Source organism: Microbacterium meiriae (assembly GCF_025143875.1).
Lineage (GTDB): Bacteria > Actinomycetota > Actinomycetes > Actinomycetales > Microbacteriaceae > Microbacterium > Microbacterium meiriae.
This window is the reverse complement of record NZ_JAMBDU010000003.1, coordinates 163,253-184,718: the sequence shown is the minus strand read 5'-3', so window position 1 is coordinate 184,718 and position 21,466 is coordinate 163,253. Positions and strand designations below refer to the sequence as shown.

Annotated in this window: 25 protein-coding genes and 1 pseudogene; 13 read left to right on the top strand and 13 right to left on the bottom strand. The window is 71.4% G+C overall.

Annotated elements, in window-relative coordinates; genetic code table 11:
* The first annotated feature begins 5 nt into the window (after positions 1 to 5).
* The gene (locus M4D53_RS03375) at positions 6 to 2,684 is read left to right on the top strand and encodes a DEAD/DEAH box helicase (protein WP_259951914.1); all 2,679 of its coding nucleotides are present in this window, start codon (positions 6 to 8) and stop codon (positions 2,682 to 2,684) included.
* Here M4D53_RS03375 and M4D53_RS03370 read toward each other — a convergent pair.
* Genes M4D53_RS03370 through M4D53_RS03355 form a run of 4 tightly spaced genes read right to left on the bottom strand, consistent with a single transcriptional unit; the run spans position 2,671 to position 5,851 of the window.
* Positions 2,671 to 3,060, bottom strand: coding sequence for a VOC family protein (locus M4D53_RS03370; protein ID WP_101847682.1), 390 nt, complete (start codon positions 3,058 to 3,060; stop codon positions 2,671 to 2,673). The two genes, M4D53_RS03375 and M4D53_RS03370, sit on opposite strands and share 14 nt — an antisense overlap.
* Positions 3,061 to 3,102: 42 nt before the next feature.
* Positions 3,103 to 4,053: a D-alanine--D-alanine ligase family protein gene (locus M4D53_RS03365; RefSeq protein WP_259951911.1), complete on the bottom strand. Its 951-nt coding sequence runs from the start codon at positions 4,051 to 4,053 to the stop codon at positions 3,103 to 3,105.
* Positions 4,050 to 5,171: an alanine racemase gene (gene alr, locus M4D53_RS03360; protein WP_259951909.1), complete on the bottom strand. Its 1,122-nt coding sequence runs from the start codon at positions 5,169 to 5,171 to the stop codon at positions 4,050 to 4,052. Before alr ends, M4D53_RS03365 begins: the two co-directional genes overlap by 4 nt.
* Positions 5,168 to 5,851, bottom strand: coding sequence for a M15 family metallopeptidase (locus M4D53_RS03355; RefSeq protein ID WP_259951900.1), 684 nt, complete (start codon positions 5,849 to 5,851; stop codon positions 5,168 to 5,170). Before M4D53_RS03355 ends, alr begins: the two co-directional genes overlap by 4 nt.
* A gap of 87 nt (positions 5,852 to 5,938) precedes the next feature.
* Here M4D53_RS03355 and M4D53_RS03350 point away from each other — a divergent pair, with 87 nt between their 5' ends.
* Both M4D53_RS03350 and M4D53_RS03345 read left to right on the top strand, forming a co-directional pair.
* Positions 5,939 to 6,610, top strand: coding sequence for a response regulator transcription factor (locus tag M4D53_RS03350; protein WP_259951898.1), 672 nt, complete (start codon positions 5,939 to 5,941; stop codon positions 6,608 to 6,610).
* A gap of 10 nt (positions 6,611 to 6,620) precedes the next feature.
* Positions 6,621 to 7,694 (top strand): sensor histidine kinase, encoded by a 1,074-nt coding sequence (locus tag M4D53_RS03345; RefSeq protein WP_311198654.1) that lies wholly within the window; start codon positions 6,621 to 6,623, stop codon positions 7,692 to 7,694.
* An 82-nt stretch (positions 7,695 to 7,776) separates the two neighbouring features.
* On the opposite strand, the gene M4D53_RS03340 is transcribed toward M4D53_RS03345, so the two are convergent.
* Complete coding sequence (locus M4D53_RS03340; RefSeq protein WP_187663018.1) at positions 7,777 to 9,294, bottom strand: SDR family NAD(P)-dependent oxidoreductase; 1,518 nt, start codon at positions 9,292 to 9,294, stop codon at positions 7,777 to 7,779.
* 93 nt (positions 9,295 to 9,387) lie between these two features.
* Between M4D53_RS03340 and M4D53_RS03335 the strand changes: the two genes are divergently transcribed.
* From M4D53_RS03335 to M4D53_RS03305, 7 genes are all read left to right on the top strand, one after another.
* On the top strand, positions 9,388 to 9,603 hold the full coding sequence (locus tag M4D53_RS03335; RefSeq protein ID WP_259951893.1) for a hypothetical protein: 216 nt from the start codon (positions 9,388 to 9,390) through the stop codon (positions 9,601 to 9,603).
* Between the two features lie 94 nt (positions 9,604 to 9,697).
* Positions 9,698 to 10,768 carry a M4 family metallopeptidase gene (locus M4D53_RS03330; RefSeq protein WP_259951891.1) on the top strand — a complete coding sequence of 357 codons (1,071 nt, stop codon included), beginning with the start codon at positions 9,698 to 9,700 and terminating at the stop codon, positions 10,766 to 10,768.
* A complete protein-coding gene (locus M4D53_RS03325; RefSeq protein ID WP_187663015.1) occupies positions 10,743 to 11,054 on the top strand; it encodes a protealysin inhibitor emfourin in 312 nt (103 codons plus the stop codon). The genes M4D53_RS03330 and M4D53_RS03325 overlap by 26 nt, the downstream gene beginning before the upstream one ends.
* A 104-nt stretch (positions 11,055 to 11,158) precedes the next feature.
* The gene (locus tag M4D53_RS03320) at positions 11,159 to 11,380 is read left to right on the top strand and encodes a hypothetical protein (RefSeq protein ID WP_259951888.1); all 222 of its coding nucleotides are present in this window, start codon (positions 11,159 to 11,161) and stop codon (positions 11,378 to 11,380) included.
* A gap of 102 nt (positions 11,381 to 11,482) precedes the next feature.
* Complete coding sequence (locus M4D53_RS03315) at positions 11,483 to 12,235, top strand: ribonuclease H family protein (RefSeq protein WP_259951886.1); 753 nt, start codon at positions 11,483 to 11,485, stop codon at positions 12,233 to 12,235.
* A gap of 28 nt (positions 12,236 to 12,263) precedes the next feature.
* Complete coding sequence (locus M4D53_RS03310) at positions 12,264 to 12,650, top strand: DoxX family protein (protein WP_259951884.1); 387 nt, start codon at positions 12,264 to 12,266, stop codon at positions 12,648 to 12,650.
* 139 nt (positions 12,651 to 12,789) lie between these two features.
* Positions 12,790 to 13,488, top strand: coding sequence for a Pr6Pr family membrane protein (locus M4D53_RS03305; protein ID WP_259951882.1), 699 nt, complete (start codon positions 12,790 to 12,792; stop codon positions 13,486 to 13,488).
* Here M4D53_RS03305 and M4D53_RS03300 read toward each other — a convergent pair.
* The 5 genes and pseudogenes from M4D53_RS03300 to M4D53_RS17535 form a co-directional block, all read right to left on the bottom strand.
* Complete coding sequence (locus M4D53_RS03300) at positions 13,479 to 14,831, bottom strand: flavin monoamine oxidase family protein (RefSeq protein ID WP_259951881.1); 1,353 nt, start codon at positions 14,829 to 14,831, stop codon at positions 13,479 to 13,481. The genes M4D53_RS03305 and M4D53_RS03300 overlap by 10 nt on opposite strands.
* Before the next feature lie 95 nt (positions 14,832 to 14,926).
* On the bottom strand, positions 14,927 to 15,904 hold the full coding sequence (locus M4D53_RS03295) for an SRPBCC family protein (RefSeq protein WP_259951878.1): 978 nt from the start codon (positions 15,902 to 15,904) through the stop codon (positions 14,927 to 14,929).
* 1 nt (position 15,905) lies between these two features.
* Positions 15,906 to 16,310, bottom strand: a complete 405-nt coding sequence (locus tag M4D53_RS03290; RefSeq protein ID WP_259951877.1) for an ArsR/SmtB family transcription factor — start codon at positions 16,308 to 16,310, stop codon at positions 15,906 to 15,908.
* Positions 16,311 to 16,363: 53 nt separating this feature from the next.
* A complete protein-coding gene (locus tag M4D53_RS03285) occupies positions 16,364 to 16,921 on the bottom strand; it encodes a GrpB family protein (protein WP_259951875.1) in 558 nt (185 codons plus the stop codon).
* A pseudogene (locus M4D53_RS17535) lies at positions 16,809 to 17,384 on the bottom strand (GrpB family protein); the annotation flags it as partial. The pseudogene M4D53_RS17535 and the gene M4D53_RS03285, both read right to left, overlap by 113 nt.
* Before the next feature lie 108 nt (positions 17,385 to 17,492).
* Here M4D53_RS17535 and M4D53_RS03280 point away from each other — a divergent pair.
* Positions 17,493 to 18,245: an SDR family NAD(P)-dependent oxidoreductase gene (locus tag M4D53_RS03280; protein ID WP_187663008.1), complete on the top strand. Its 753-nt coding sequence runs from the start codon at positions 17,493 to 17,495 to the stop codon at positions 18,243 to 18,245.
* A gap of 169 nt (positions 18,246 to 18,414) precedes the next feature.
* On the opposite strand, the gene M4D53_RS03275 is transcribed toward M4D53_RS03280, so the two are convergent.
* Positions 18,415 to 18,741 carry a DUF7882 family protein gene (locus M4D53_RS03275; RefSeq protein ID WP_187663007.1) on the bottom strand — a complete coding sequence of 109 codons (327 nt, stop codon included), beginning with the start codon at positions 18,739 to 18,741 and terminating at the stop codon, positions 18,415 to 18,417.
* Positions 18,742 to 18,810: 69 nt separating this feature from the next.
* Positions 18,811 to 19,257: a MarR family winged helix-turn-helix transcriptional regulator gene (locus M4D53_RS03270; RefSeq protein WP_187663006.1), complete on the bottom strand. Its 447-nt coding sequence runs from the start codon at positions 19,255 to 19,257 to the stop codon at positions 18,811 to 18,813.
* Positions 19,258 to 19,385: 128 nt separating this feature from the next.
* Here M4D53_RS03270 and M4D53_RS03265 point away from each other — a divergent pair, with 128 nt between their 5' ends.
* Together M4D53_RS03265 and M4D53_RS03260 are read left to right on the top strand one after the other, a co-directional pair.
* Positions 19,386 to 19,622 carry a hypothetical protein gene (locus M4D53_RS03265; RefSeq protein WP_187663005.1) on the top strand — a complete coding sequence of 79 codons (237 nt, stop codon included), beginning with the start codon at positions 19,386 to 19,388 and terminating at the stop codon, positions 19,620 to 19,622.
* A complete protein-coding gene (locus M4D53_RS03260; RefSeq protein ID WP_232089158.1) occupies positions 19,619 to 20,164 on the top strand; it encodes a MarR family winged helix-turn-helix transcriptional regulator in 546 nt (181 codons plus the stop codon). The genes M4D53_RS03265 and M4D53_RS03260 overlap by 4 nt, the downstream gene beginning before the upstream one ends.
* On the opposite strand, the gene M4D53_RS03255 is transcribed toward M4D53_RS03260, so the two are convergent.
* Entirely contained in the window at positions 20,161 to 21,384 is a 1,224-nt protein-coding gene (locus M4D53_RS03255; RefSeq protein WP_232089260.1) for an MFS transporter, read from the bottom strand. The genes M4D53_RS03260 and M4D53_RS03255 overlap by 4 nt on opposite strands.
* Between the last annotated feature and the right edge of the window lie 82 nt (positions 21,385 to 21,466).

Below are 21,466 nucleotides of genomic sequence, written 5' to 3'. Positions count from 1 at the left end.
GCACCATGAATCCCACGCCGCGGCTCGAACCCTCTCTCGTTCCCGACGCGGCGGACCCCGACGCGGTCTACCTGACGTTCGTGGAATGGGCGGAGTCGACCGGCATCCGCCTCTACCCCGCGCAGGACGAGGCGCTCATCGAGATCGTCTCCGGCGCGAACGTCGTCCTGTCCACGCCGACGGGCACCGGAAAGTCGCTCGTCGCGGTCGGAGCCCACTTCGCGGCGATGGTCGGCGGCCGCCGCAGCTACTACACGGCGCCGATCAAGGCCCTCGTCAGCGAGAAGTTCTTCGCGCTGGCAGAGGTGTTCGGCGCCGAGAACGTGGGGATGGTGACGGGAGACTCCGCCGTGAACGCGGACGCCCCCATCATCTGCTGCACCGCCGAGATCCTCGCGAACCTGGCCCTGCGGCAGGGTGATGCCGCCGACGTGGGCCTCGTCGTCATGGACGAGTTCCACTTCTACGGCGACCCGGACCGCGGGTGGGCCTGGCAGGTGCCGCTCCTCGAGCTCCCACAGGCCCAGTTCGTGCTGATGTCCGCCACCCTCGGCGACGTCACCACCCTCGCCGCCGACCTGACGCGTCGCACAGGACGGGAGACCGCCTCGGTCACCGGAGTGGAGCGCCCGGTCCCGCTGCACTTCTTCTACGAGACGACGCCCATCCACGAGACCATCGACGACCTGCTGAACACGGGACAGGCCCCGGTCTACATCGTGCACTTCTCGCAGGCGGCCGCCATGGAGCGGGCCCAGGCCCTGTCGAGCACGAAGGTCGCGACGCGTGAGCAGCGGGACGAGATCGCCGCCCTCATCGGCGGCTTCCGCTTCACGACGGCGTTCGGCAAGACGCTCTCCCGCTTCCTCCGGGCCGGCATCGGCGTGCACCACGCCGGCATGCTGCCGAAGTACCGCCGGCTCGTCGAACAGCTGGCCCAGCGCGGTCTCCTGCGGGTGATCTGCGGCACCGACACGCTCGGCGTGGGCATCAACGTCCCCATCCGGACCGTACTGCTCACCGCGCTGACGAAGTTCGACGGCACCCGGATGCGCCAGCTCAACGCCCGGGAGTTCCATCAGATCGCGGGGCGGGCCGGACGCGCCGGCTACGACACCGCGGGCACCGTCGTCGCCCAGGCGCCCGAGCACGAGACGGAGAACCTCGCCGCGATCCGCAAGGCCGGCGCCGACCCGAAGAAGAAGCGGAAGATCATCCGCAAGAAGGCCCCGGACGGGTTCGTGTCGTGGGGAGAGCCGTCGTTCCGGAAGCTCATCGATGCGACGCCCGAGACCCTGACCTCGCACATGCAGATCACCAGCGCGATGCTGCTCAACGTCATCGCCCGGGGCGGCGATGTGTTCGGGAACGTCCGCCGGCTCGTCTTCGACAACCATGAGCCGCGCGCCCGGCAGCGTGCGCTCGCCCTCCGCGCCCTCGCGATCTTCCGGACGCTCCGGGAATCGGGCGTCGTGGAGACGTTCGACACGGGCGTGCCCGGAGCACCGAAGGGGGTCAGGCTCACGGTCGACCTGCAGCCCAACTTCGCGCTCAACCAGCCGCTGTCCCCCTTCGCCCTCGCGGCGTTCGATCTGCTGGACCCTTCGACAGGCTCAGGGACCCAGGAAGGCTCAGGGACCCACCCTTCGACGGGCTCAGGGACCCAGGAAGGCTCAGGGACCCACCCCTCGACAGGCTCAGGGGCCCAGGAAGGCTCAGGGACCCAGGTGGGGACGGGGTCGTACGCCCTGGACATGATCTCGATCGTCGAGGCGACGCTGGACGATCCGCGCGCCGTACTCAGCCAGCAGGAGTTCCTCGCGCGGGGCGAGGCGGTCGCCGCGATGAAGCGCGAGGGCATCGAGTACGACGAGCGCATGGAGCTCCTCGAAGGGATCACGTACCCGAAGCCCCTGGAGGAGCTCCTCGACGCCGCCTTCGAGACGTTCAGCGCTGCGCAACCGTGGATCCGGGACTTCGCCCTGCACCCGAAGTCCGTCGTCCGTGACATGTACGAGCGGGCCATGTCGTTCGGCGAGTACGTCGCGTTCTACAAGATCGCCCGCTCCGAGGGCGTCGTCCTGCGGTACCTGTCGGACGCGTACCGCGCCGCCTCCCAGACGATTCCCGAGGAGCGGAAGGACGAGGACCTCCACGACCTCATCGCCTGGCTCGGCGAACTCGTGCGCCAGATCGACTCCAGCCTGCTCGACGAGTGGAGCGAGCTGACCGCCGGGACCGCCGCCCGCGGCGAGACCGACGAGCCGATCGTCCCGCCCGCACCGAAGCGCCTCACGAGCAACACCCGCGCCTTCCGCACGCTCGTCCGCAACGAACTCTTCCGGCGCGTGCAGCTCGCCGCGCGTGAGGACGTGGATGCGCTGGCCGAGCTCGACCCGTCGTTCGGCGCCGCCGCCTGGTCGGATGCGCTGGATGCGTACTTCGCCGAGCACGACGACATCGGCACCGGACCGGACGCCCGCAGCTCCCGCATGCTGCTGCTCACCGAGGGTCCGACCGCCTGGACGGTGCGGCAGATCATCGACGACCCGGTCGGCGACCACGACTGGGGCATCAGCGCCACCGTCGACCTCGCCCGCGTCGGACGAAGCGGGCGAGGCGGTCGTCACAGTGACGGCGGTCGACCGGCTGTGAGCGATGCGGGCCCCGTCAGGCCTGCATGACAGCGAGCACGTTCCCCGCCGGGTCGCGGAACCACGCGATGTCCGGCCCCTGCCCGTTCCCGCGGACGATGCCGCGGGAGTCCGACGGGAACTCGTCGTCGCCGTAGATCTTCGTCTGCACGCCGCGCTCGTTGAGCTCCTCGACCGCGGCGTCGACGTCCGCCACCGGGAAGTTCAGGATCGTGAAGCTCGCCGGGGTGTGGTTCGGTTTCGCGTAGACGAGGATCGACCCGCCGCGGGGCAGGCGCAGATCGAGGAACCCCATCGCGTTGACCTCGACGTCGAGCCCGAGGGTCGTGCCGTAGAACTCTTTCGCCGCGTCGATGTCGTCGACGCTGAAACCGCTGAACGCGTTCTCCGCTGTGAAGGCTGCCATGCCCCCAGCATCCGCCTCCGCACGCGCCGTGTCGAGCCCCTCTCACACGGCCGCTCGGACGAGCCTGCCCACGAGGTCGACGTAGTCCACCCCGGCCGCCGCGAACATCCGCGGCACCTGGGAGGCGGCGGTCAGCCCCGGCATCGTGTTCACCTCGTTGAGCACAGGGCCCTCGTCCGTGAGGAAGAAGTCCATCCGGGCGACGCCGTCGCACCCCAGGGCATCGAACATCGCGATCGCCGCACGCTTGAGCGCCGACGTGGCGGCCGCATCGAGCTGCGCGGGAACCGTGAAGCGGGCCGTGCCGTCGTACTTCGTCGCGGTGTCGAAGAGCCCGGGCGCGTGGATCTCCAGGGGCGGGGCGGCCCACCGCACCCCGCCCTTCTCCCGCAGCACGGCGACGTCGATCTCCCGTGCATGCACGACCTCCTCGACCAGGATCCGCCGGTCGAACCGCGCTGCCCCCCGCAGCGCCGTGAGCAGGTCGCCCTCCTCCGTCACCAGGCTCACGCCGTGGCTCGAGCCGGCCGTGACCGGCTTGACCACCACCGCGCCGTCGAACTCCACATCGCCGATGTCCTCCGCGGCGACCAGTCGCCCCCTGGCGGTCCGCAGCCCCACGGCCTGGGCCACCAGCTTCGTGGCCCATTTGTCCATGCCGATCGCCCCCGCCCCCAGCGCGGATCCGACCACGGGGACCCCGGCGAGCGCGCACAGCGCCGCGAGGGCGCCGTCCTCCCCGAGCGCCCCGTGCACGGCCGGGAACACGACGTCGCTCGCCGCGAGCAGCGGCAGGGCCTGCTGCAACGATGCCGCCGGACTCACGCCGGGCGGGATGCCGTCCGCGCGCCACACGCCGTCGCGGTCGATCGTCACGGTCGTGACGGCGTGTCCCCCCAACCGCAGCGCCGCGGCGACCGCCGCCGCCGACGCGAGCGATACCTCGTGCTCCGGGTTCTGTCCCCCTCCGATGACCAGGACCTTCATCGTCATGCCACGCTCCTTCTCACTCGCGGGCCGATGCCCGTGACGATGGTGTGCGGGATCGTGCCCGCCCACCGCGCCCACTCCTGCACCGACGGCACTGCGCCGCCGTCCGGCCCGAACACCGTCGCGACCGCTCCCCGCGGGAACGCCCTCCCCCCGGTGTCGACGACGATCTGATCCATCGACACCCTCCCGACGATCAGGTGCCGTTCCCCTCCGATCTCCACCCCCGCACCCGGCCCGACCTCCCGCGGGATGCCGTCCGCGTACCCGACGCCCACGACGCTCAGGTGCGTGGCCGTCGCCGTCGTGTGCGTGCCCCCGTAGCCCACGACGGTTCCGGCCGGCACGGCGGCGCTGTGCACCACGGGCGCGGTGAACCGGGAGGCCCCGACCAACGACACCGTCTCGGACGGGTCGATCCCCACGAGGGCGGCCCCCACCCGCACCATGTCGAAGTGCGTGGCGGGGTCCGTGAGAGCCCCCGACGTCGCCGCGAGGTGCACGAGCAGCGGTCCGAACCCGGCGCGCAGGACCGCGTCCCTCCCCTGGCGCATCCGCAGCACCGCGGCCGCGTTCGCCCGCGGATCCGCGGCGTCCGCGCAGGGGAGGTGCCCCATCACCCCGACGACGTCGATCCGTCCACGGGCCGCCCTCGCCGTGCGCAGCAGAGTGTCCCAGTCCTCCACGGGGCACCCTCCGCGCGCCATCCCGGTGTCGAGGTGCAGGTGCACCCGCACGGAAGCTGTGGCATCGGCCGCGAGCTGGCGCAGCTCCGCGACGGAGCCCACGGCCACGTCGACCCCCGCAGCGGCCGCGAGCGGCGCGTCGATGCCCGCCGGATGCAGCCAGGCGAGGATCGGCACGCGCAGGCCGGCCTCGCGCAGCGCGACCCCCTCGGCGACGTCGGTGACCCCGAGCCACTCGGCTCCCGCGGCCACGGCGGCGGTCGCCACCGCCACCATGCCGTGACCGTAGGCGTCGGCCTTGACCACGGCCATGACGGGAACCGCAGCGGCGGCCCGCACGCGGCGGAGGTTCTCGGCGACGGCACCCGGAAGGGTGGACAGGGTCGGTGCGTGCAGGCGGGACAGGGTCGCCCCCTCCGGGAGCACCGCGGTCATCGCTGCATCCTCGGGTCTTCGGTGGCATCGGCGTACTGTGCGGGGCAGCCGTCCTCGACAGCCTCCGGTCGCAGCTCGTAGTGCCAGGACTCGTTGGCGTAGGTCTGGCAGAGCCCGTAGCGCCAGCCGCGCTGGGCGAGCCAGTCGAGGGTGGGGAGCGGACCGAGGTCGACCGCGTCGCCGGAGACGTGCGCCGAGGTCTCGGCGGTCGCCACCCAACGGCGCGCCTCCTCCTCCGAGCCGTAGTCGTCGATGGCGTCGCGGAGCAGCTGCTCCTGCAGCGTGGCCGACCGCCATCCGCTGTTCACGACGAAGGTGACCCCGTCGGCCTCGGCATCGGAGGCGGCACGCTGGAGGGCGTCGAGCAGCGCGGGGTCGAGGTTGCCGACGGCGATCCTGTCGACGTCGAAGACCGTCGGCTGATCGCCGTCGCGGATCACGCCGTCCGCCTCGCTCGGGGCGAGCACCGATCCGGTGGTCGGCGGATGCGGATCGGTGTCGGAGCCGGAGGAGCCGGTGGTGGCGGGCGTGACGATCGGGGCGGTCTCGGCGAACGCGGCCGAGAGCGACTGCTGCACGGCGACGGCGGCGACCACGGCGAGTGCCAGCACGGAGGCCGTGGTGGCGATCCGCCGACGGCGCCGTGCCCGGACGGCTCGGGGGGTGTGGAGGTCGTTCATGCTTCCAGTGAAGAGAGGACGCGGTTGCCAGGGCGTATGGCGTTTTCCATACACCGCCGATATGCCGCACTGCGTAGGATCGCTGCCATGCGTGTGCTGATCGTCGAGGACGAGCCCTACCTCGCCGAGGCGGTCCGCGACGGGCTGCGGCTCGAGGCGATCGCGGCCGACATCGCCGGCGACGGCGACACCGCGCTCGAGCTCCTGAGCATCAACGCGTACGACATCGCGATCCTCGACCGCGACGTGCCGGGGCCGTCCGGCGATGACATCGCGCGCTGGATCGTCGCCTCGGGCAGCGGCATCCCCATCCTCATGCTCACGGCCGCCGACCGGCTGGACGACAAGGCCTCCGGGTTCGAGCTCGGCGCCGACGACTACCTCACCAAGCCGTTCGAGCTGCGGGAGCTGGTGCTGCGGCTGCGCGCCCTCGATCGCCGCCGCCAGCGCGCGCGACCGCCGGTGCTGGAGATCGCCGGTCTTCGTCTCGACCCGTTCCGCCGCGAGGTCTACCGCGACGGCCGGTACGTCGCCCTCACCCGCAAGCAGTTCGCCGTGCTGGAGGTGCTCGTCGACGCCGAGGGCGGTGTGGTCAGCGCCGAGGAGCTGCTGGAACGGGCGTGGGACGAGAACGCCGACCCGTTCACGAACGCCGTCCGCATCACCGTCTCCTCGCTGCGCAAGCGCCTCGGCGAGCCGTGGCTGATCCTCACGGTGCCCGGCGTCGGCTACCGGATCGGGGCCGACCCGGATGCGTAGGCGGCGCGGGATGAGCGTCCGCCTCAAGCTGACGCTGAGTTACGCGGGCATCGTCGTCGTCTCCGGCCTCCTGCTGCTCGGCGCCGTGGCGCTCTACCTCCTGCGGTACGTCCCGGATGTGCAGATCCCCGTCGTCGAGTTCTTCGTCCCCAACCGCTCGGACCTGATCCGGGCGTTCGTACCCGTCGCCGCGATGGTGATGGTCGCCCTGCTCGCGATCGGTCTCGGCGGCGGGTGGCTGCTCGCCGGCCGGATGCTGGCCCCGCTCGACCGCATCGGCGACGCGGCCCGGCTCGCGGCCCAGGGCTCGCTGTCGCACCGGATCCGCATGGAGGGCCCGAGCGACGAGTTCCGCGACCTCGCCGACGTCTTCGACACCATGCTGGAGCAGCTGGAGGCGCACGTCTCCGAGCAGCAGCGCTTCGCCGCGAACGCCTCGCACGAGCTGCGGACCCCCTTGGCCATCTCGCAGACGCTCCTCGACGTGGCCCGCACCGATCCCGACCGGGACGTCGACGCCCTCATCGACCGGCTCCGCGAGGTGAACACGCGGGCGATCGACCTCACCGAGGCGCTGCTGCTGCTGAGCAGGGCGGATCAGCGCACCTTCTCGCGGACGCTCGTCGACCTGTCGCTCCTGGCCGAGGAGTCCGTCGAGGCCCTCCTCCCGCTCGCCGACCGCCGCGGGGTCGAGGTTGAGGTCTCCGGCGTCCCGGCGACCGTGCTCGGCTCCTCCGCCCTGCTGCCGCAACTCGTCATGAACCTCGTCGCCAACGCGATCGTCCACAACCGGGGCGACGGCGGCGGCTCCGTCGCGGTGCGCACGCACTCCCTCCCGGACGCGGTGGCCCTCGTCGTGGAGAACACCGGTGCGGAGCTCCCCGCCTCCCAGGTCGCCACGCTCGTCGAACCCTTCCAGCGCGGCACCGAGCGCACGCGGGGAGCGGAGCACGCCGGGGTGGGCCTCGGCCTCGCGATCGTCCAGCGCATCACCCAGACACACGGCGGCACCCTCGTGCTGACCCCCCGCACCGGCGGCGGCCTCATCGTGACCGTCTGGTTCCCGCACCCCTATCCCGGCTGACCCGGCTTTCGAATCGCGCGATTCGCCCTGTTTCGGCTCCGGATAGAACCATTCAGGCGATTCGAACGGAGTCGAACGGGCGTCACCAGGGGCTGGGCTCGTAGTCCTTGAGGAAGACGCCGTGGATGTCCTCGCCGGCCTCGCCGCGCACGATCGGGTCGTACACGCGGGCGGCGCCGTCGACCAGGTCGAGCGGGGCGTGGAAGCCCTCCTCCGCGAGCCGGACCTTCGTGTAGTGCGGGCGCTCGTCGGTGATCCAGCCGGTGTCGACGGCGGTCATGAGGATGCCGTCCGTCTCCAGCATCTCCCCCGCGCTCGTACGGGTCAGCATGTTCAGCGCGGCCTTCGCCATGTTCGTGTGCGGGTGGCCTGGACCCTTGTAACGCCGGGAGAACTGCCCCTCCATCGCGGAGACGTTCACGACGTACTTCCGGCGCGACGGCGACGCGGCCATCGACGCCCGCAGCCGGCTGATGAGCAGGAACGGCGCGGTCGTGTTGGCGAGCTGCACCTCGAGCATCTCCAGCGGATCGACCTGATCCACGGACTGCACCCAGCTGTTGACGCGGTTCACGTCCGGCACGAGTCCGCCCGCGTCGATCGCCGTGCCGTCCGCGTGCTTCTCCAGCGAGGACGAGCCCGGTGCCATCGCGAGCCGTGCGAGGTCTTCCGCGGTGAGCGCCTGTCCCCCCTGCTCTGCGACCGTGCCCCCGAGCGCGGCCACCGACAGCAGCGGGTGCGAATCGACCGAGGCCTGCAGCGCCTGCGGGTGCGGGTCGACGGTGTGCCCGAAGGTCTCCATCTCCGGCAGCGGCCCGTCCGGCAGCGGCTGGAGCTCCGCGTCGGCGAGCAGCGAATAGGCTCCCGGCGAGCGGCGGACCGTCTGGGCGGCGTTGTTGATGAGGATGTCGAGGGGCCCCTGCGCGGCGACCGAGTCGGCGAGCCCGATCACCTGGGCCGGGTCGCGGAGGTCGATGCCGACCACGCGCAGCCGGTGCAGCCAGTCGCCCGCATCCGGCAGGGCCGAGAACCGGCGCACCGCGTCGCGCGGGAACCGGGTGGTGATCGTGGTGTGCGCGCCGTCGCGGAGGAGGCGCAGCGCGATGTGCATGCCGATCTTCGCGCGGCCGCCGGTGAGCAGAGCGCGCTTGCCGGTGAGGTCCGTGCGGGCGGTGCGCTTGCCGTGACTGAAGCGCGCGCAGTCAGGGCAGAGCTGGTGGTAGAACGCGTCGACGAGCGTGTACGGCTGCTTGCAGATGTAGCAGTTGCGGGGTTTGAGGAGCTCGCCGGCGATGGGCGCGTCCACCACGCTCGTGGCGAGATCGTTGCCGCGCGTCTCGTCGTCGATGCGGTCGGGAGCGCCGGTGGCGGTGCGAGCGACGACGGCCTTGTCCGCCTCGGCGATCGCGTCCCGGATCTCCTTGCGCCGCACGCGCTTGACCGCCTTGAACATCGCCGCGGTCGCGTGGCGCACGGCCACGAAGTCGGGGTGCTCGTTGTCGATCGTGTGCAGCTCGGCGAGGACGCGCAGCGTGGTGGCGAGGTCGTCGGGGTCGATGCCGGGGCCCAGGTCGGGAGTGGCGTCGGGCGCGTCGGTCATTAGGCCGATTTTACGCGACAGTCCTGGGGGTCTCCTGCCGTGTGGGGTGCCGGGCGCCGCGCGGCTACGCTGGGTCCGGACGGAAGGGATGAGATGAGGAAGGCCGGCACGCTGAGGATCGTCGCTTTCGTGTGCCTCGCTCTCGCCGTCATCGGGACGGTCGCATCCTTCTCGGTCGTCCGGGCGGGCGGCGCCGACGGCGCCGTGTACCTCGGCGTGAACATCCTGCTGGCGGTGCTGGGAATCGTGCTACTCCTCATCGGGGCACGTCGAGGACCCGGTGCGCCTCGTGGGGAATCCGGCGACTAGCACTCGCGCGACCACCGCTGCCATGGCTCCCGCCGTCCTCGCGGAACGGCAGCGGGTCTCCTGCTCTGTCCGATCCCCGGCGTAGGGTCGACGCATGAGCAGCGCAGAATCCTTCCCGCACCCCGGCGTCGTCCCCTCCTACCTGCTCGCGCGCCTGGCCGAGTCGGGTCGTTTCCCCAAGGCCGCCGCCGCCGCCCGGCAGACGCTCACCGCCGGGCGCCCGCCCTTCCGCGCCCGCATCGACCTCTCCATCGACGAGAACGGCGACCTCGTCGCGCAGCTCTCCGATGCGCCGAACCGCACGATCAGCGACGCCGGCAACACGCAGCAGCTCCCGGGGGCCGTGGTCCGCACGGAAGACGATGAGCCCGTCGTCGACACCGCGGTCAACGAGGCCTTCGACGGCCTGGGCGCGACGTTCGAGATGCTGCTCTCCGCGTTCGGCCGCAACTCGCTCGACGACGCCGGCGCTCCTCTCGACGCGACCGTCCACTACGGCGTCGACTACGACAACGCCTTCTGGGACGGCGAGCGCATGGTGTTCGGCGACGGCGACGGCGAGGTGTTCCAGCACTTCACGGGCTCGCTCACCGTGATCGGACATGAGCTCGCCCACGGTGTCGTGCAGCACACGGCGAACCTGGAGTATCAGGGGCAGCCGGGCGCACTCAACGAGTCCGTGGCCGACGTGTTCGGCGCCCTCACCGAGCAATACGCCCTGGGGCAGTCCGCCGACCAGGCGAGCTGGCTCATCGGAGCGGAGATCTTCACCGATGCGGTGGAAGGGTCAGCCCTGCGCTCCATGATCGCGCCGGGCACGGCCTACGACGACGATGAACTCGGGAAAGACCCGCAGCCCGACCACATGAGCGGATTCGTGCGCACCACCGAGGACAACGGGGGCGTGCACATCAACTCCGGCATCCCGAACCGCGCCTTCGCCCTCTTCGCCCTCGACCTCGGCGGCAACGCCTGGGAGCGCGCCGGGACAGTCTGGTACCGGGCACTCACCGGCGGGCTGTCGAGCACCGCGAACTTCACCGAGTTCGCCGACGCCACGGTCGCCGCAGCGGCCACGGTCGATCAGGAGACGGTCGCCGCCGCTCGACGCGCGTGGACGACCGTGGGAGTCTATGAGGATGACCGAGGACCCGACTCCGCCTGACGCCCCCGTCGTCATCGCCGTCGTGCGCTCGGGAGGTCTCGCCGGCATCCGTCGCCAGTGGCGTGTGGAGGCCGAGCCGCCGGACGCCGAGGAATGGATCGGCCTCATCGACAGCTGCCCCTGGGATGACGACGTCGACACGGAACCCGGGGCGGACCGCTTCGTGTGGAGCATCCGCGCCCGCACCCCGTCCGAGCGCCGGGAGCGGGAGCTGCCCGACTCCGCCGTGGACGGTCCGTGGCGCGCCCTCGTCGATGCCGTGCGGGAGGCCGCTCGCGACGCGTGAGCCCGCGGTCGCAGATTCGCACTCCCGTCGCAGGAGCCCGCCGGATCCCTGCGACCTCGGTGGGAAACGGCGACCTCGGGCCGACCGGGGGTCACAATGGACGCATGGGACTCTTCCAGCAGCGACCTGAGGAAGAAGAGAAGCAGTGGGGACTCCCCTCTGAGCCTCTCGAGACCTCGGCCGCAGACACGCTCGACACCGCGCCGGCGCTCGACCCGCTGACCCTCGGCCTCGACACCCCCTCCTCGGTGAGCTCCATCGTGTTCCCCGTCGCCCCACCCGCTCCCGAGGCCGAGAGCACCGAGAACGCCGACCCCGAGGACTGACCCCGCACGGCGTCGCACTCTCCCACTCCCGTCGCAGGTTCCCGGAGGTTCCGTGCGACCTCGGCGCGAAAGTCCGTCCGCGGCCAGCGATACGGTGGACGGATGACCATCACCGCCGCCGCAGACGGCTCCGCCCTGGGCAACCCCGGCCCGAACGGCTGGGCCTGGTACATCGACGACGCGAACTGGGCCGCCGGCGGCTCCCCGCACGGCACGAACAACCAGGGCGAGCTCCGTGCTGTCCTCGAGCTGCTCCAGGCGACGGCCGGCACCGACGAGAAGCTGCTCATCGAGTGCGACAGCCGCTACGTGATCGACTCCGTGACGAAGTGGATGCCCGGCTGGAAGCGTCGCGGCTGGCGGAAGTCCGATGGCGGGCCCGTGCTGAACCGCGACCTCCTCGAGGGGATCGACGAGGCCATGCGCGGTCGCGACGTCGAGTTCTCCTGGGTCAAGGGCCACGCCGGTCACCCCCTGAACGAGGCCGCCGACGAGCGCGCGAACGCCGCCGCCAAGGCCTATCAGCAGAAGCAGGAGCCGCGGCGAGGCCCCGGGTTCACCCGCGCGACCGACGCCGGAGCCGCCGTCGCGGCCTCCGCCCCGGTCGCCGCTGCAGCCGCTGCACCGTCGCCCACTTCCGCGGCCCCGTCCCGCACCTCGGCGCCCGTCGCGGAGGCGGACTTCGCCCAGCCGCTGTGGGCCGAGACCTCCGACCTCCTCGACGGACTCGACCTCGCGCAGGACGACCCCATCGTGCTCCAGCTACCGCTGTCCCCCGACGAGCACGCGCGCCTCCGGGACCGCGCCGAAGCGCAGGGCATCACCCTCGAAGAAGCACTTCGCCGCCTGATCTGACGGAGACCCCGAGGCGTACACTCGCACCATGTCGACTCCCCGCACCATCGGCCGGATCTTCCTCGGCGCCTCGCTCGTGTTCGCCGGCGTCTCCCACCTCACGTTCGCCCGCGAGGAATTCCAGGCGCAGGTGCCGGAATCGCTGCCGCTCGATCCCGACACCACGGTGCTCGCGTCCGGCGTCGCCGAGGTCGCACTCGGCTCCGCTCTCCTTCTCGCCCGTCGCCGCCGTCGCTCGGTCGGCACCGTCGCCGCTCTCTTCTTCGCCGCGGTGTTCCCCGGCAACGTGGCCCAGTGGATGCATCATCGCGACGGCTTCGGCCTCGACACCGATATGAAGCGCTTCGTGCGTCTGTTCTTCCAGCCGGCCCTCATCGCGCTGACTCTGTGGTCCACGCGCGCCCCGCGGCGCTGACCGACCCCGCGAGAACAGGCATTCCCGCGAGAACAGGCCCCCACGCCCGCCCGCGCCTGAACCCGCGCGACGGCCTGATGCGGCGTCACCCCGGGTCGGCTCCGTAGACTCGGCGGATGGCGGAAAGGACGAGGCGACGGTGAACAAGCGCACCGTCTTCGGCCTGCTCCGGCTCACCGCCGCCGCCGTCTGCCTCATCGCGCTGATCCACCGCCTCGCGTGGGGACTCGCGTCGAACACCATCGCGAGCCAGAACTTCTTCGCGTATCTGACCAATCAGTCGAACATCGCCTTCGTCGTCCTCCTGACCATCGCCGGAGTCCTCGCGCTGCGGAGAGCCCGCGATCCGCGGTGGCTCACCGTGGCGCTCGCGCTCGTGCTCACCTGGACCATCACCGCCGGACTCGTGTTCGCGATCCTGGTCTGGCAGGCCGGAGTCCGGGGGATCCGCATCGACGTGCCGTGGTCGGATCAGGTGCTGCACTTCTGGCTGCCCGCGGTGACCGTCGCGGCCTGGGCCCTGGCCCCCGGGCATCGGGCGGTGCCGTGGCGGGTGATCCCGGTGACCCTGGCGTACCCGGTGCTGTGGGGCGTCGCGACACTCATCCGCGGACCGCTGATCGGCTGGTATCCGTACTACTTCCTCGACCCGCGGCAGGTCAGCGGTCCGGTCGAGTTCACGCTCTCCTGCGCGATCGCGCTGGCCGTCTTCGCCACGGTGGCGACCGCGCTCGTGCTCATCAGCCGCCTGCCGGACCCGTGGGACCGCGCTCGTACGGAGCCGCCGCCCGAGGACAGCGCCCCGGCCGAGGCCGCACGTGAGACGGTTCAGGCGTAGAGCGCCAGCGACCCGAGCGCCGCCTCGACGGCCTCGGCCTCCCCGAGCTCCGCGAACTCCCGCGCCGCCGCGCCTCCAACGATCCCGACGAGCACGTTCTCGCCGGTCGAGGGGCGGAGGTTGATCCACGTGGGGATCGCGATGTCCTCGCCGACCGCGTGCCAGATCGCCTCGTCGCCGTCCCAGAACGGCTCGTCCCACCGCAGCCACACCGTCTCGATCGCGCCCATGCCGAGCGCGGACACGGCGCCGCGGTTGTCGAACGGCAGCGGCGGATCGAACTCGATGCCCTGCTCCTGCAGCACCCCGAGCGGCACCGTCAGCAGCACCCGGTCGAAGGAGAGGGCCTCGCCGGTGCCGAGGCGCACGCTCACGCCGGTGTCGTCCCACGCGAGACGGGTGACCGGGGAGCTCAGCCCGACCTTCACCCCGTCCAAGGTGCTCTCGATGAACGGGGTCAGATCGTCGCCGACGCCCTGCAGCGCTGCGTCGGGGAGCGGCGGGGCGAACCAGCTCGACAGGTCGGCGGCGTCGGCGCCCGTGCGTGCGGCGAGGAGCGCGAGGAGGGCGGCGGTCGCGGGATCCTCCGGGTCGATGCCGGCCGCCACCAGGGCGTCCGCCACCGAGGAGTCCTGCGGGGCGGCCTGTGCCGTGGTCACCGCGGTCTCCACCGGCTGCGGATCCACGGGGTCGACATCGCCCTCGGCCGAGCGCCACCGCGCCCCGTCGAGGTCGACGAGGTCCATGTCCCCCTCGTCGATCGCATCGAGAAGCTCCGCGTCGGCGTCGCCGAACAGCCACGCGCCGAGCTGCACCGGAACCGGCCAGTCGTCGCCCGTGCGGGAGAGGATCCGGCCGCCGACGCGGTCGCGCGCTTCGAACACCGTCACCTGCAGGCCGTCCTCCGCGAGCTGCGCGGCGGCGGTCGCCCCGGCGATCCCGGCGCCGATCACGGCCACCCGCTCGCCGTCCTCCGCAGCGACGGTGAGCTCCCGAGCGGCACGGCGGCCCGACCGCAGGGCGCCGCGGACGGTACCCGGCGCCTCGTCGTCGGTCGCCTCGCCCGCGAAGAAGAGCCGGTCGTCGACGGGCTGCGCGAGCGCCGTGCGGGTCGCGACGAGCACCCCCACGGGAGTGAAGCTCGCGGCACCCCGGGCGAAGGGGTCGGTGGTCCAGGTGCTGCGGATACTGCCGCTCGGGGCGGGGACACCGGGCGGCGGCTCCGGTTCGCGCGTGCGAGTGGGGGTCGGCGTCGGTTCCGGCTCCGGGGTGCAGGAGGCGAGAAGCACCGAGACGGCACCGGCTCCGGCGCCGAGGAGCAGGGTACGGCGCGTGATCCTCATCGTGCCGCCACTTTATCCCGCTTTCGCACAGGCAGAAGCGCCGGAACAGGCGGCTCTCCATGAGAACCGCCTGTTCCGGCGCGAGTGCCGGGGCGTCAGACGGACAGCAGCTCCCGCTCCAGCCGCGCGAACGAGGCCTCCATGCCGTCGGCCATGCCGGTGGCGAGGATCATGTCCCGCGTCTCCTTGTCGGGGTACTCGATGAGCACCGTCACGAGGGTCGCGCCGTCCTCCTCGTAGAGGTTGAGGTCGTTGAGCGTCTCGGTCGGCATGCCCTGCATCCGCTCGGTGGTGACGGCGCGCTTCGGGGCGTCGATCAGCAGCGCCTCCCCCTCGAATCCGAACGGCTCACCCTCCGTGTCGCCCACGGGCGCCCAGGAGTTCCGGTACGACTGGCCGACCTCGGTCGCCGACACGCACTCGGTCATCTCCCACCCGTCCGGGCCGAGCATCCACTGCCGGATGAGCTCGGGCTCGAAGTGGGCGCGCCACACCAGCTCGCGCGGACCCTCGACGAGGCGGGTGATGCGCACGTGCGTGTCGTCCAGCAGCTCCACCCGCGTGCCCTTGCCCTGGGCGTAGTCGCGGAGGTCCTGCAACACGGCGTCGAGCTGGGCCATGGCCATCCGGGTGCCCTCCACGGCGCCCATCGCGACGACCTGCTCGAGCGCCTCGGCGGACGTGAAGTGGCTCGTGTTGACCATGCGCGTGCCCTCGGCCGTCGGCTCGAACGTGAACGTCATGCGCATGGAGGGGAGGTTCGCGTCCGGCGTGCCGTCCTCGTCGGCGAACGAGTCGAGCACCGTGAAGCTGCGCGGCGCGTCGATCTCCAGGAACTCCCACGTGCCGGAGGCCTTCTCCCCGCGGGGACCGTTCATCGTGTAGACGGCTCGGCCTCCGACGGTGTGGTCCCACCGGGTGAAGGTGGCCGGCCAGCCGGGAGGACCCCAGAACCGCTCGAGCTGCTGCGGGTCGGTGTAGGCGGCCCAGACGCGCTCGACGGGCGCGGCGAGGTCGGCGACGACGGTCATGGTGAGGTTCTCGGCATCCGTGATGATGTCCGTGACAGGCATGTCAGTCTCCTTGCGATTCGGTGCGTTGACTGCTGGTGGGGTCGTTGGGGGCCGGCTTCCCCGCGGGCGGGGACGGCTCGGCCAGGAGATCGTCGAGCCGGGCGATGCGCGACCGCCACAGCTCTTCGTATCGGGCGAGGAGCGCCCTGGCGCGGGCGATCATCTCGGGGTTCGCGCGGACGAGCCGCTCGCGTCCCTCGGCGCGCTTGACGATGAGGTTCGCCGCCTCGAGCACGGCCACATGCTTCTGGACCGCGGCGAACGACATCTCGTACTCGGAGGCGAGGGTCGAGACGGACTGCTCCCGCTCGATCGTCCGGCGCAGGATGTCCCGCCGGGTCGACGTCGCCAGTGCGTGGAACACACGGTCGACCTCCGCTTCGCTCAACTCCGTTTGTGCAACCATTTGGTTGTACGTTAGACCCGCGTCGCGAGCGTGTCAAGAGTGCTTCGCGGCACTCACGCCCCACGGCCGCCCGGCACCCACCCGGTCACCCGCGCCCAGGCCTCCATCTCCCCCTGCGCCCGGTCGAACCAGTGGTCCTTCGCCCGCGCGTAGCCGTCGAAGTCACAGTCGCCCCGGTGCGCGGAGGCCAGAGCGGTCTTGAGCGCCGCGTACTCGTCGCGCGCCTCCGGGTCCGCCCGCAGCCAGTCTCGGAACAGGAGGGCGTATCGCCAGTTCGACGCCCCGACGCGTCGCACGTGCACGATCGCCCGGGCCCTGGCGTCCACGCTCGCGAACAGGCGTTTCGACCACTCGTCCGGATCGCCGCCCGTCCGCGCGTTGTCCCGGGAGACGCCCGGCGCGTCCGGCACGATGCGCTGCACGTTCACGAAGCCGGCGTCCCCGAGGCGCTGCTCCGCGGCATCCGCGTCCGCGAGGTCGCGCCCCCCCCACCTGGAGGTCGATGATCGGCTTGGCGCGCAGCCCGGGCACGGCCGTCGAGCCGATGTGATCGACGCGCACCAGGACACCGTCGAATGCCGCGGCGATCCGAGCGCCGAGGCGGGCCGCATCCGCCGCCCAGCGCGGCGACCAGGACTCGAGGATCGGCGGCGTGTCCGGAGGGAGTCGCCGAGCCCTCCGGCGCTCCTCGACCTCCGCCGCTCGGGCGAAGAAGCGGGACAGGCCGTCCTCGTCGCCCTCCGCGATAACCGCGTCGCACCACGCGCCGGCGGACACTTCGCCGATGCCGAGCACGAGATGCGCCGTCGCGGAGGCGTGCGCCACGGTGGCCGCATCGACGGGCCCGAGACCCGTCACGACCGCATCCGGCCGCGCCGCACGCAGACGGCGCACGACCACGCCGTCATCCTCCCCGACGACGACCAGGGCGAGGGGCGAGAACGCGTCCGCCCGCGGAGAGCCTTCGGACTCATCTGCGAGCGGATCCACTGGTCGCCTCCTCCGGATTCGTCCCGCCGGAGTCGGCACTCCCGCGGCAGACGGTCCCCACAGCGTAGCCAGGCGGCCGAGCATTTCCATTCACATGAATCCACACCGGTATTCCGGGCGTAGGCTGGAGGGAAGGACGGACCGTCCGAGAAGATCTCCCGGCACCGCGCCCGCCCGGGAAGGAGCCCGAAAGTGGCTCAGTACGACGTCTCGAACCGCTCGGCGATCGTGACAGGAGCGGGCAGCGGCATCGGCCGCTCGGTCGCCCTGCTGCTGGCGCAGAACGGCGCGGCGGTGGTCGTGAACGATCTGAACGCGGAGAACGCGAACGCGGTCGTCGAGGAGATCCGCGCCGCCGGAGGCACCGCGGAGGCGTCGGTCGGCGACGCGACGGACCCGGCCTGGATCGCCTCGTCGGTCGAGCTCGCCAACTCGCTCGCCCCGCTCCGCATCGGCGTCAACAACGCCGGCATCGGCGGCGCCACCGCGCCCACCGCGGACTATGAGGAAGACGCGTGGGACAAGGTGATCGCCATCAACCTCAACGCGGTCTTCCGCAACATGAAGGCGCAGATCCCGTCGATCCTCGCCAACGGCGGCGGCTCGGTCGTGAACATCGCCTCGATCCTCGGCAGCGTCGGCTTCGCAGGCTCCCCCGCCTACGTCACCGCCAAGCACGGCGTCGTCGGAATGACGAAGACCGCCGCTCTGGAGTACTCGGCGCAGGGCGTCCGCGTGAACTCGGTCGGCCCCGGCTTCATCGACACCCCGCTCCTGGCGAACATGGGCGACGAGGCGAAGGACTTCCTCGTGTCGAAGCACCCGATCGGTCGCCTCGGCCAGGCGGACGAGGTGGCGAACCTCGTGGTGTTCCTCGCGAGCGACGCGGCCAGCTTCATCACCGGCAGCTACCACCTGGTCGACGGCGGCTACACCGCCCTCTGACGAAGAAACGGCATCCGGCTGCCGGGAACCCGAATCCCGGCGGCCGGATGCCGCGGTCGGCGATCCAGAGCCCCCGCTCCGTTCTCGCCGTAGCCGTCACCGTCCGGGAATCCGAGAGCCCTTGAAGAGGATCCCGAGGCGATGAGGCAGGTTGTGCACCCCTCCGTTATCAGGCGGACATCGCGTGCAGTTCGCGCGACATCGCATCGAGCGAGAGCTCGGGGTCGGTGAGGTCGAGTCCGCCGGTCGAGCCCGCGGCCTGCATGAGGCGGGCCAACAGCGGCCGCTGGAGCGTGACCGACGTCTCGACGACGAAGCGGATCGGAATGGACGCGTGGATCCACAGCGTCTCGGTGCGGTCGGCGCCGGTCTGCACCGTGAGCGCGAACGGCTCGTTGCGCCGCAGCTTGGTCACGGTGGCGGCGCGAAGGTGGGCGAGCAGCTCGTCGTCGATCTCGATCGGGTCGGCGAGGTTCGCGTAGGTGAGGGTTCCCATGTTCTTCTCCTCGTGGCAGAAAACCTGGACGAGGATAGTTTACTAGTTTAACTAGTTAAATCAAATCCATCAGGGAAGGTCGCCGAGCTCGTCGGTGAGTCGACGCAGGAAGCGGGAGATCACCGCGGCCTCCTCCGGGGAGAACTCCTCCTCCAGGGCGGCGACCCGCTGGGTGAGCTCATCCCCGTGACCGTGCAGATCACGGAGCGAAGGACGGAGAACTTTGGACCGGGCATCCAGGGGGTGCGGGGCGACGACGATCTGCCCCCGCTCGGACATCCGTCGCACGACACTCGTGACGGCGGCGGTGCTGATGCCGAGGTACGTGGCGAGATCGCGGGGAGTGACCGGCTTCTCGACGGGCGCCGTGCTGATGAAGTGCATCGCCGCGCGGTCGGTATCGTTGGGCTCGCGGCGGGCGGCGAGACGGCGGTTCAACTGCGCGTCGGCGCGACGGAAATCGTCGACATCGCGCGCGAGCGCCGAGGTCGTGACGTCGGTACTGATGTTCCCCATGCAGAGATCCTCCTTCCCCGCTTCCCATGGTACCTCGACTGACTGACAGTAAGGCTGACTAGCGATATTCGGGGGCGACCAGGACTTCCGGAGATGCGAAGATGGAAGTCTGCCCCCGAAAGGATGCCATGCCGGAGCGACTGAGTCTCGAGGAGGCGTCGTACATCCGCTACGCCGATCTGCTCGCCCGTCTGGAGGAACTCTTCCCCTCCGTCTCGCGACGCCGGATCGAGCAGATCATCAGCGCCGAGACCGACGCGATCACGGGCGGGCTCCTGCGCATCGTCCCCGCAGAGGTCGAGACCGGCGCGATGGAGATGCTCGAGCGGGAGGCCGGTTCCAGCGACGAAGGAGAGGTCGCGTGACCGACAGCACCGGCGAGTTCCACGCCTCCGGGTACTGGTACCCCGACAGCGAGCGCGCCACCACGGTCGATGTGCTCAACATGCTGCGGCGCTACCGCAGCGCCGAGACGGCGATGCGCGCCCGCACGCGCGCGTCCATGGGGATGAACGAGACCGACCTCGTCGCCCTCCGGTTCCTGCTGCGCGAGCAGAAGGCGGGACGCATCGTGCGCCCGATCGACCTGGCCCGCACGCTGGACATCTCCACGGCGTCGACGACCACACTCATCGACCGGCTGGAGAAGGGCGGGCACGCGCGCCGCGAACCCCACCCCACCGACCGTCGCGCCGGCATCGTCGTGCCGACCGTGAGCAGCGACGACGAGGTGCGGGCGACGCTCGGGGCGATGCACCGCCGGATGCTCTCCCTCGTGGACGACCTCTCCGACGACGAGCGCGTGGTCGTGATGCGGTTCCTCGTCGGGATGACCGCCGCGATCCAGGAGGCCGCCGAGGCGGACGCCGTGCACAGCGGCGCCGACCTCGTGGACGAGCCGGCCTAGTCCGACGCGTTCCGCGGGCGCCGCTTGTCCAGGAAGCCTGCGAGCAGCACCGCCACGAGCGCCGCGACCGGCGCCACCACGAGCCCTGCGCGAAGGCTCTGCGTCTCCGCCAGCCATCCGACGAACGGCGGCGACAGCAGGAAGCCGAGCCGGAGCAGCCAGGACACCACGGTGAGCCCGACACCGGGCCGCAGCCCCGGGAGCTCATCGGCGGCATGCATCGCGGCGGGGATGAGGGTGGCGATGCCGAAGCCGACAGCCGCGAACCCGAGGATCGTGCCGGGCACGCTCGGGAACAGCAGAGCGAGGGTCATCCCGAGGGCGGCGATGAGGCCGCCGACCCGCGCCACCCAGCGCTGTCCGAAGCGGTCGGTCATCGGATCGCCGAGCAGACGCCCGACGAACTGCGCGCCGACGAGAGCGATGAACCCGAGCGGCGCGACCGCGGCTGCCGCCCCCAGGGAGTCGCCGAGGTAGAGCGTGGCCCACGAGTTGCCGGCGTCTTCGGCGATGGCGCCGGCCATCGCGATGAGGGTCAGGGCGATCACGGCCACCACCGTCCGCGCCGGGATGCCGCGACGGACAGCGCCGGAGATCTCCACCGGTTCCGCCACGGCGTCCTCCTCCGTCTCGTCGTCGCGGCCCGGAAGGCAGAAGCGGAGGGCGACGAGGGCGACCGTGGCGAACACCGCGGTCGAGATCCCCAGGTGGACGGCGAGCGGGAGCTGCAGCGCGATCGCGCCCGCCGCCATCACTCCGCCGAGCACCGCGCCGATGGACCAGATGGCGTGGAAGGAGTTGATGATGGAGCGCCCGTACCGCCGTTGCACGCGCAGGCCGTGGGCGTTCTGCGCGACATCGGTGATGGCGTCGGAGGCTCCGCCGACGAAGAGCGCGATCGCGAAGAGGACGCCGGTCGGAGACAGCGCCGCCGACAGCAGACCGAGGCTCGTGAGGACGGTGCCGATGACCGCGATGCGCGCCGACCCGAAGCGACGGATCAGCGTGGCCGCCAGAAGTCCGGCCGCGATCGCGCCGGCGGGGAAGGCGGCGAGCGCGAGACCGTAGCCGAGGTTGTCGAGGCCGAGGGCGGCCTTGATCTCGGGGTACCGCGGCAGGATGTTCGCGAACAGGGCGCCGTTCGTGAGGAACAGCGCCGAGACGGCGATGCGCGCCCGACGGGTGGCGACGTCCGCGGGTGCTCGTCGAATCGATTCGATTGAAGTCACGGATACGACCGTACCGTGTCTCCGGGGTGCTCGCGAGCATGTCGTGACGGCGCGATGCTGGGGGCGCAAGCCC

What these genes read in the sequence shown, in the direction of transcription:
- M4D53_RS03375 (WP_259951914.1), top strand. Translation starts at nt 6, where the DNA reads ATGAATCCCACGCCGCGGCTCGAACCCTCTCTCGTTCCCGACGCGGCG.
- M4D53_RS03370 (WP_101847682.1), bottom strand. Translation starts at nt 3,060, where the DNA reads ATGGCAGCCTTCACAGCGGAGAACGCGTTCAGCGGTTTCAGCGTCGAC.
- M4D53_RS03365 (WP_259951911.1), bottom strand. Translation starts at nt 4,053, where the DNA reads ATGACGATGAAGGTCCTGGTCATCGGAGGGGGACAGAACCCGGAGCAC.
- alr (WP_259951909.1), bottom strand. Translation starts at nt 5,171, where the DNA reads ATGACCGCGGTGCTCCCGGAGGGGGCGACCCTGTCCCGCCTGCACGCA.
- M4D53_RS03355 (WP_259951900.1), bottom strand. Translation starts at nt 5,851, where the DNA reads ATGAACGACCTCCACACCCCCCGAGCCGTCCGGGCACGGCGCCGTCGG.
- M4D53_RS03350 (WP_259951898.1), top strand. Translation starts at nt 5,939, where the DNA reads ATGCGTGTGCTGATCGTCGAGGACGAGCCCTACCTCGCCGAGGCGGTC.
- M4D53_RS03345 (WP_311198654.1), top strand. Translation starts at nt 6,621, where the DNA reads ATGAGCGTCCGCCTCAAGCTGACGCTGAGTTACGCGGGCATCGTCGTC.
- M4D53_RS03340 (WP_187663018.1), bottom strand. Translation starts at nt 9,294, where the DNA reads ATGACCGACGCGCCCGACGCCACTCCCGACCTGGGCCCCGGCATCGAC.
- M4D53_RS03335 (WP_259951893.1), top strand. Translation starts at nt 9,388, where the DNA reads ATGAGGAAGGCCGGCACGCTGAGGATCGTCGCTTTCGTGTGCCTCGCT.
- M4D53_RS03330 (WP_259951891.1), top strand. Translation starts at nt 9,698, where the DNA reads ATGAGCAGCGCAGAATCCTTCCCGCACCCCGGCGTCGTCCCCTCCTAC.
- M4D53_RS03325 (WP_187663015.1), top strand. Translation starts at nt 10,743, where the DNA reads ATGACCGAGGACCCGACTCCGCCTGACGCCCCCGTCGTCATCGCCGTC.
- M4D53_RS03320 (WP_259951888.1), top strand. Translation starts at nt 11,159, where the DNA reads ATGGGACTCTTCCAGCAGCGACCTGAGGAAGAAGAGAAGCAGTGGGGA.
- M4D53_RS03315 (WP_259951886.1), top strand. Translation starts at nt 11,483, where the DNA reads ATGACCATCACCGCCGCCGCAGACGGCTCCGCCCTGGGCAACCCCGGC.
- M4D53_RS03310 (WP_259951884.1), top strand. Translation starts at nt 12,264, where the DNA reads ATGTCGACTCCCCGCACCATCGGCCGGATCTTCCTCGGCGCCTCGCTC.
- M4D53_RS03300 (WP_259951881.1), bottom strand. Translation starts at nt 14,831, where the DNA reads ATGAGGATCACGCGCCGTACCCTGCTCCTCGGCGCCGGAGCCGGTGCC.
- M4D53_RS03295 (WP_259951878.1), bottom strand. Translation starts at nt 15,904, where the DNA reads ATGCCTGTCACGGACATCATCACGGATGCCGAGAACCTCACCATGACC.
- M4D53_RS03290 (WP_259951877.1), bottom strand. Translation starts at nt 16,310, where the DNA reads ATGGTTGCACAAACGGAGTTGAGCGAAGCGGAGGTCGACCGTGTGTTC.
- M4D53_RS03285 (WP_259951875.1), bottom strand. Translation starts at nt 16,921, where the DNA reads ATGCGGCCCGCCTCGGCGCTCGGATCGCCGCGGCATTCGACGGTGTCC.
- M4D53_RS03275 (WP_187663007.1), bottom strand. Translation starts at nt 18,741, where the DNA reads ATGGGAACCCTCACCTACGCGAACCTCGCCGACCCGATCGAGATCGAC.
- M4D53_RS03270 (WP_187663006.1), bottom strand. Translation starts at nt 19,257, where the DNA reads ATGGGGAACATCAGTACCGACGTCACGACCTCGGCGCTCGCGCGCGAT.
- M4D53_RS03265 (WP_187663005.1), top strand. Translation starts at nt 19,386, where the DNA reads ATGCCGGAGCGACTGAGTCTCGAGGAGGCGTCGTACATCCGCTACGCC.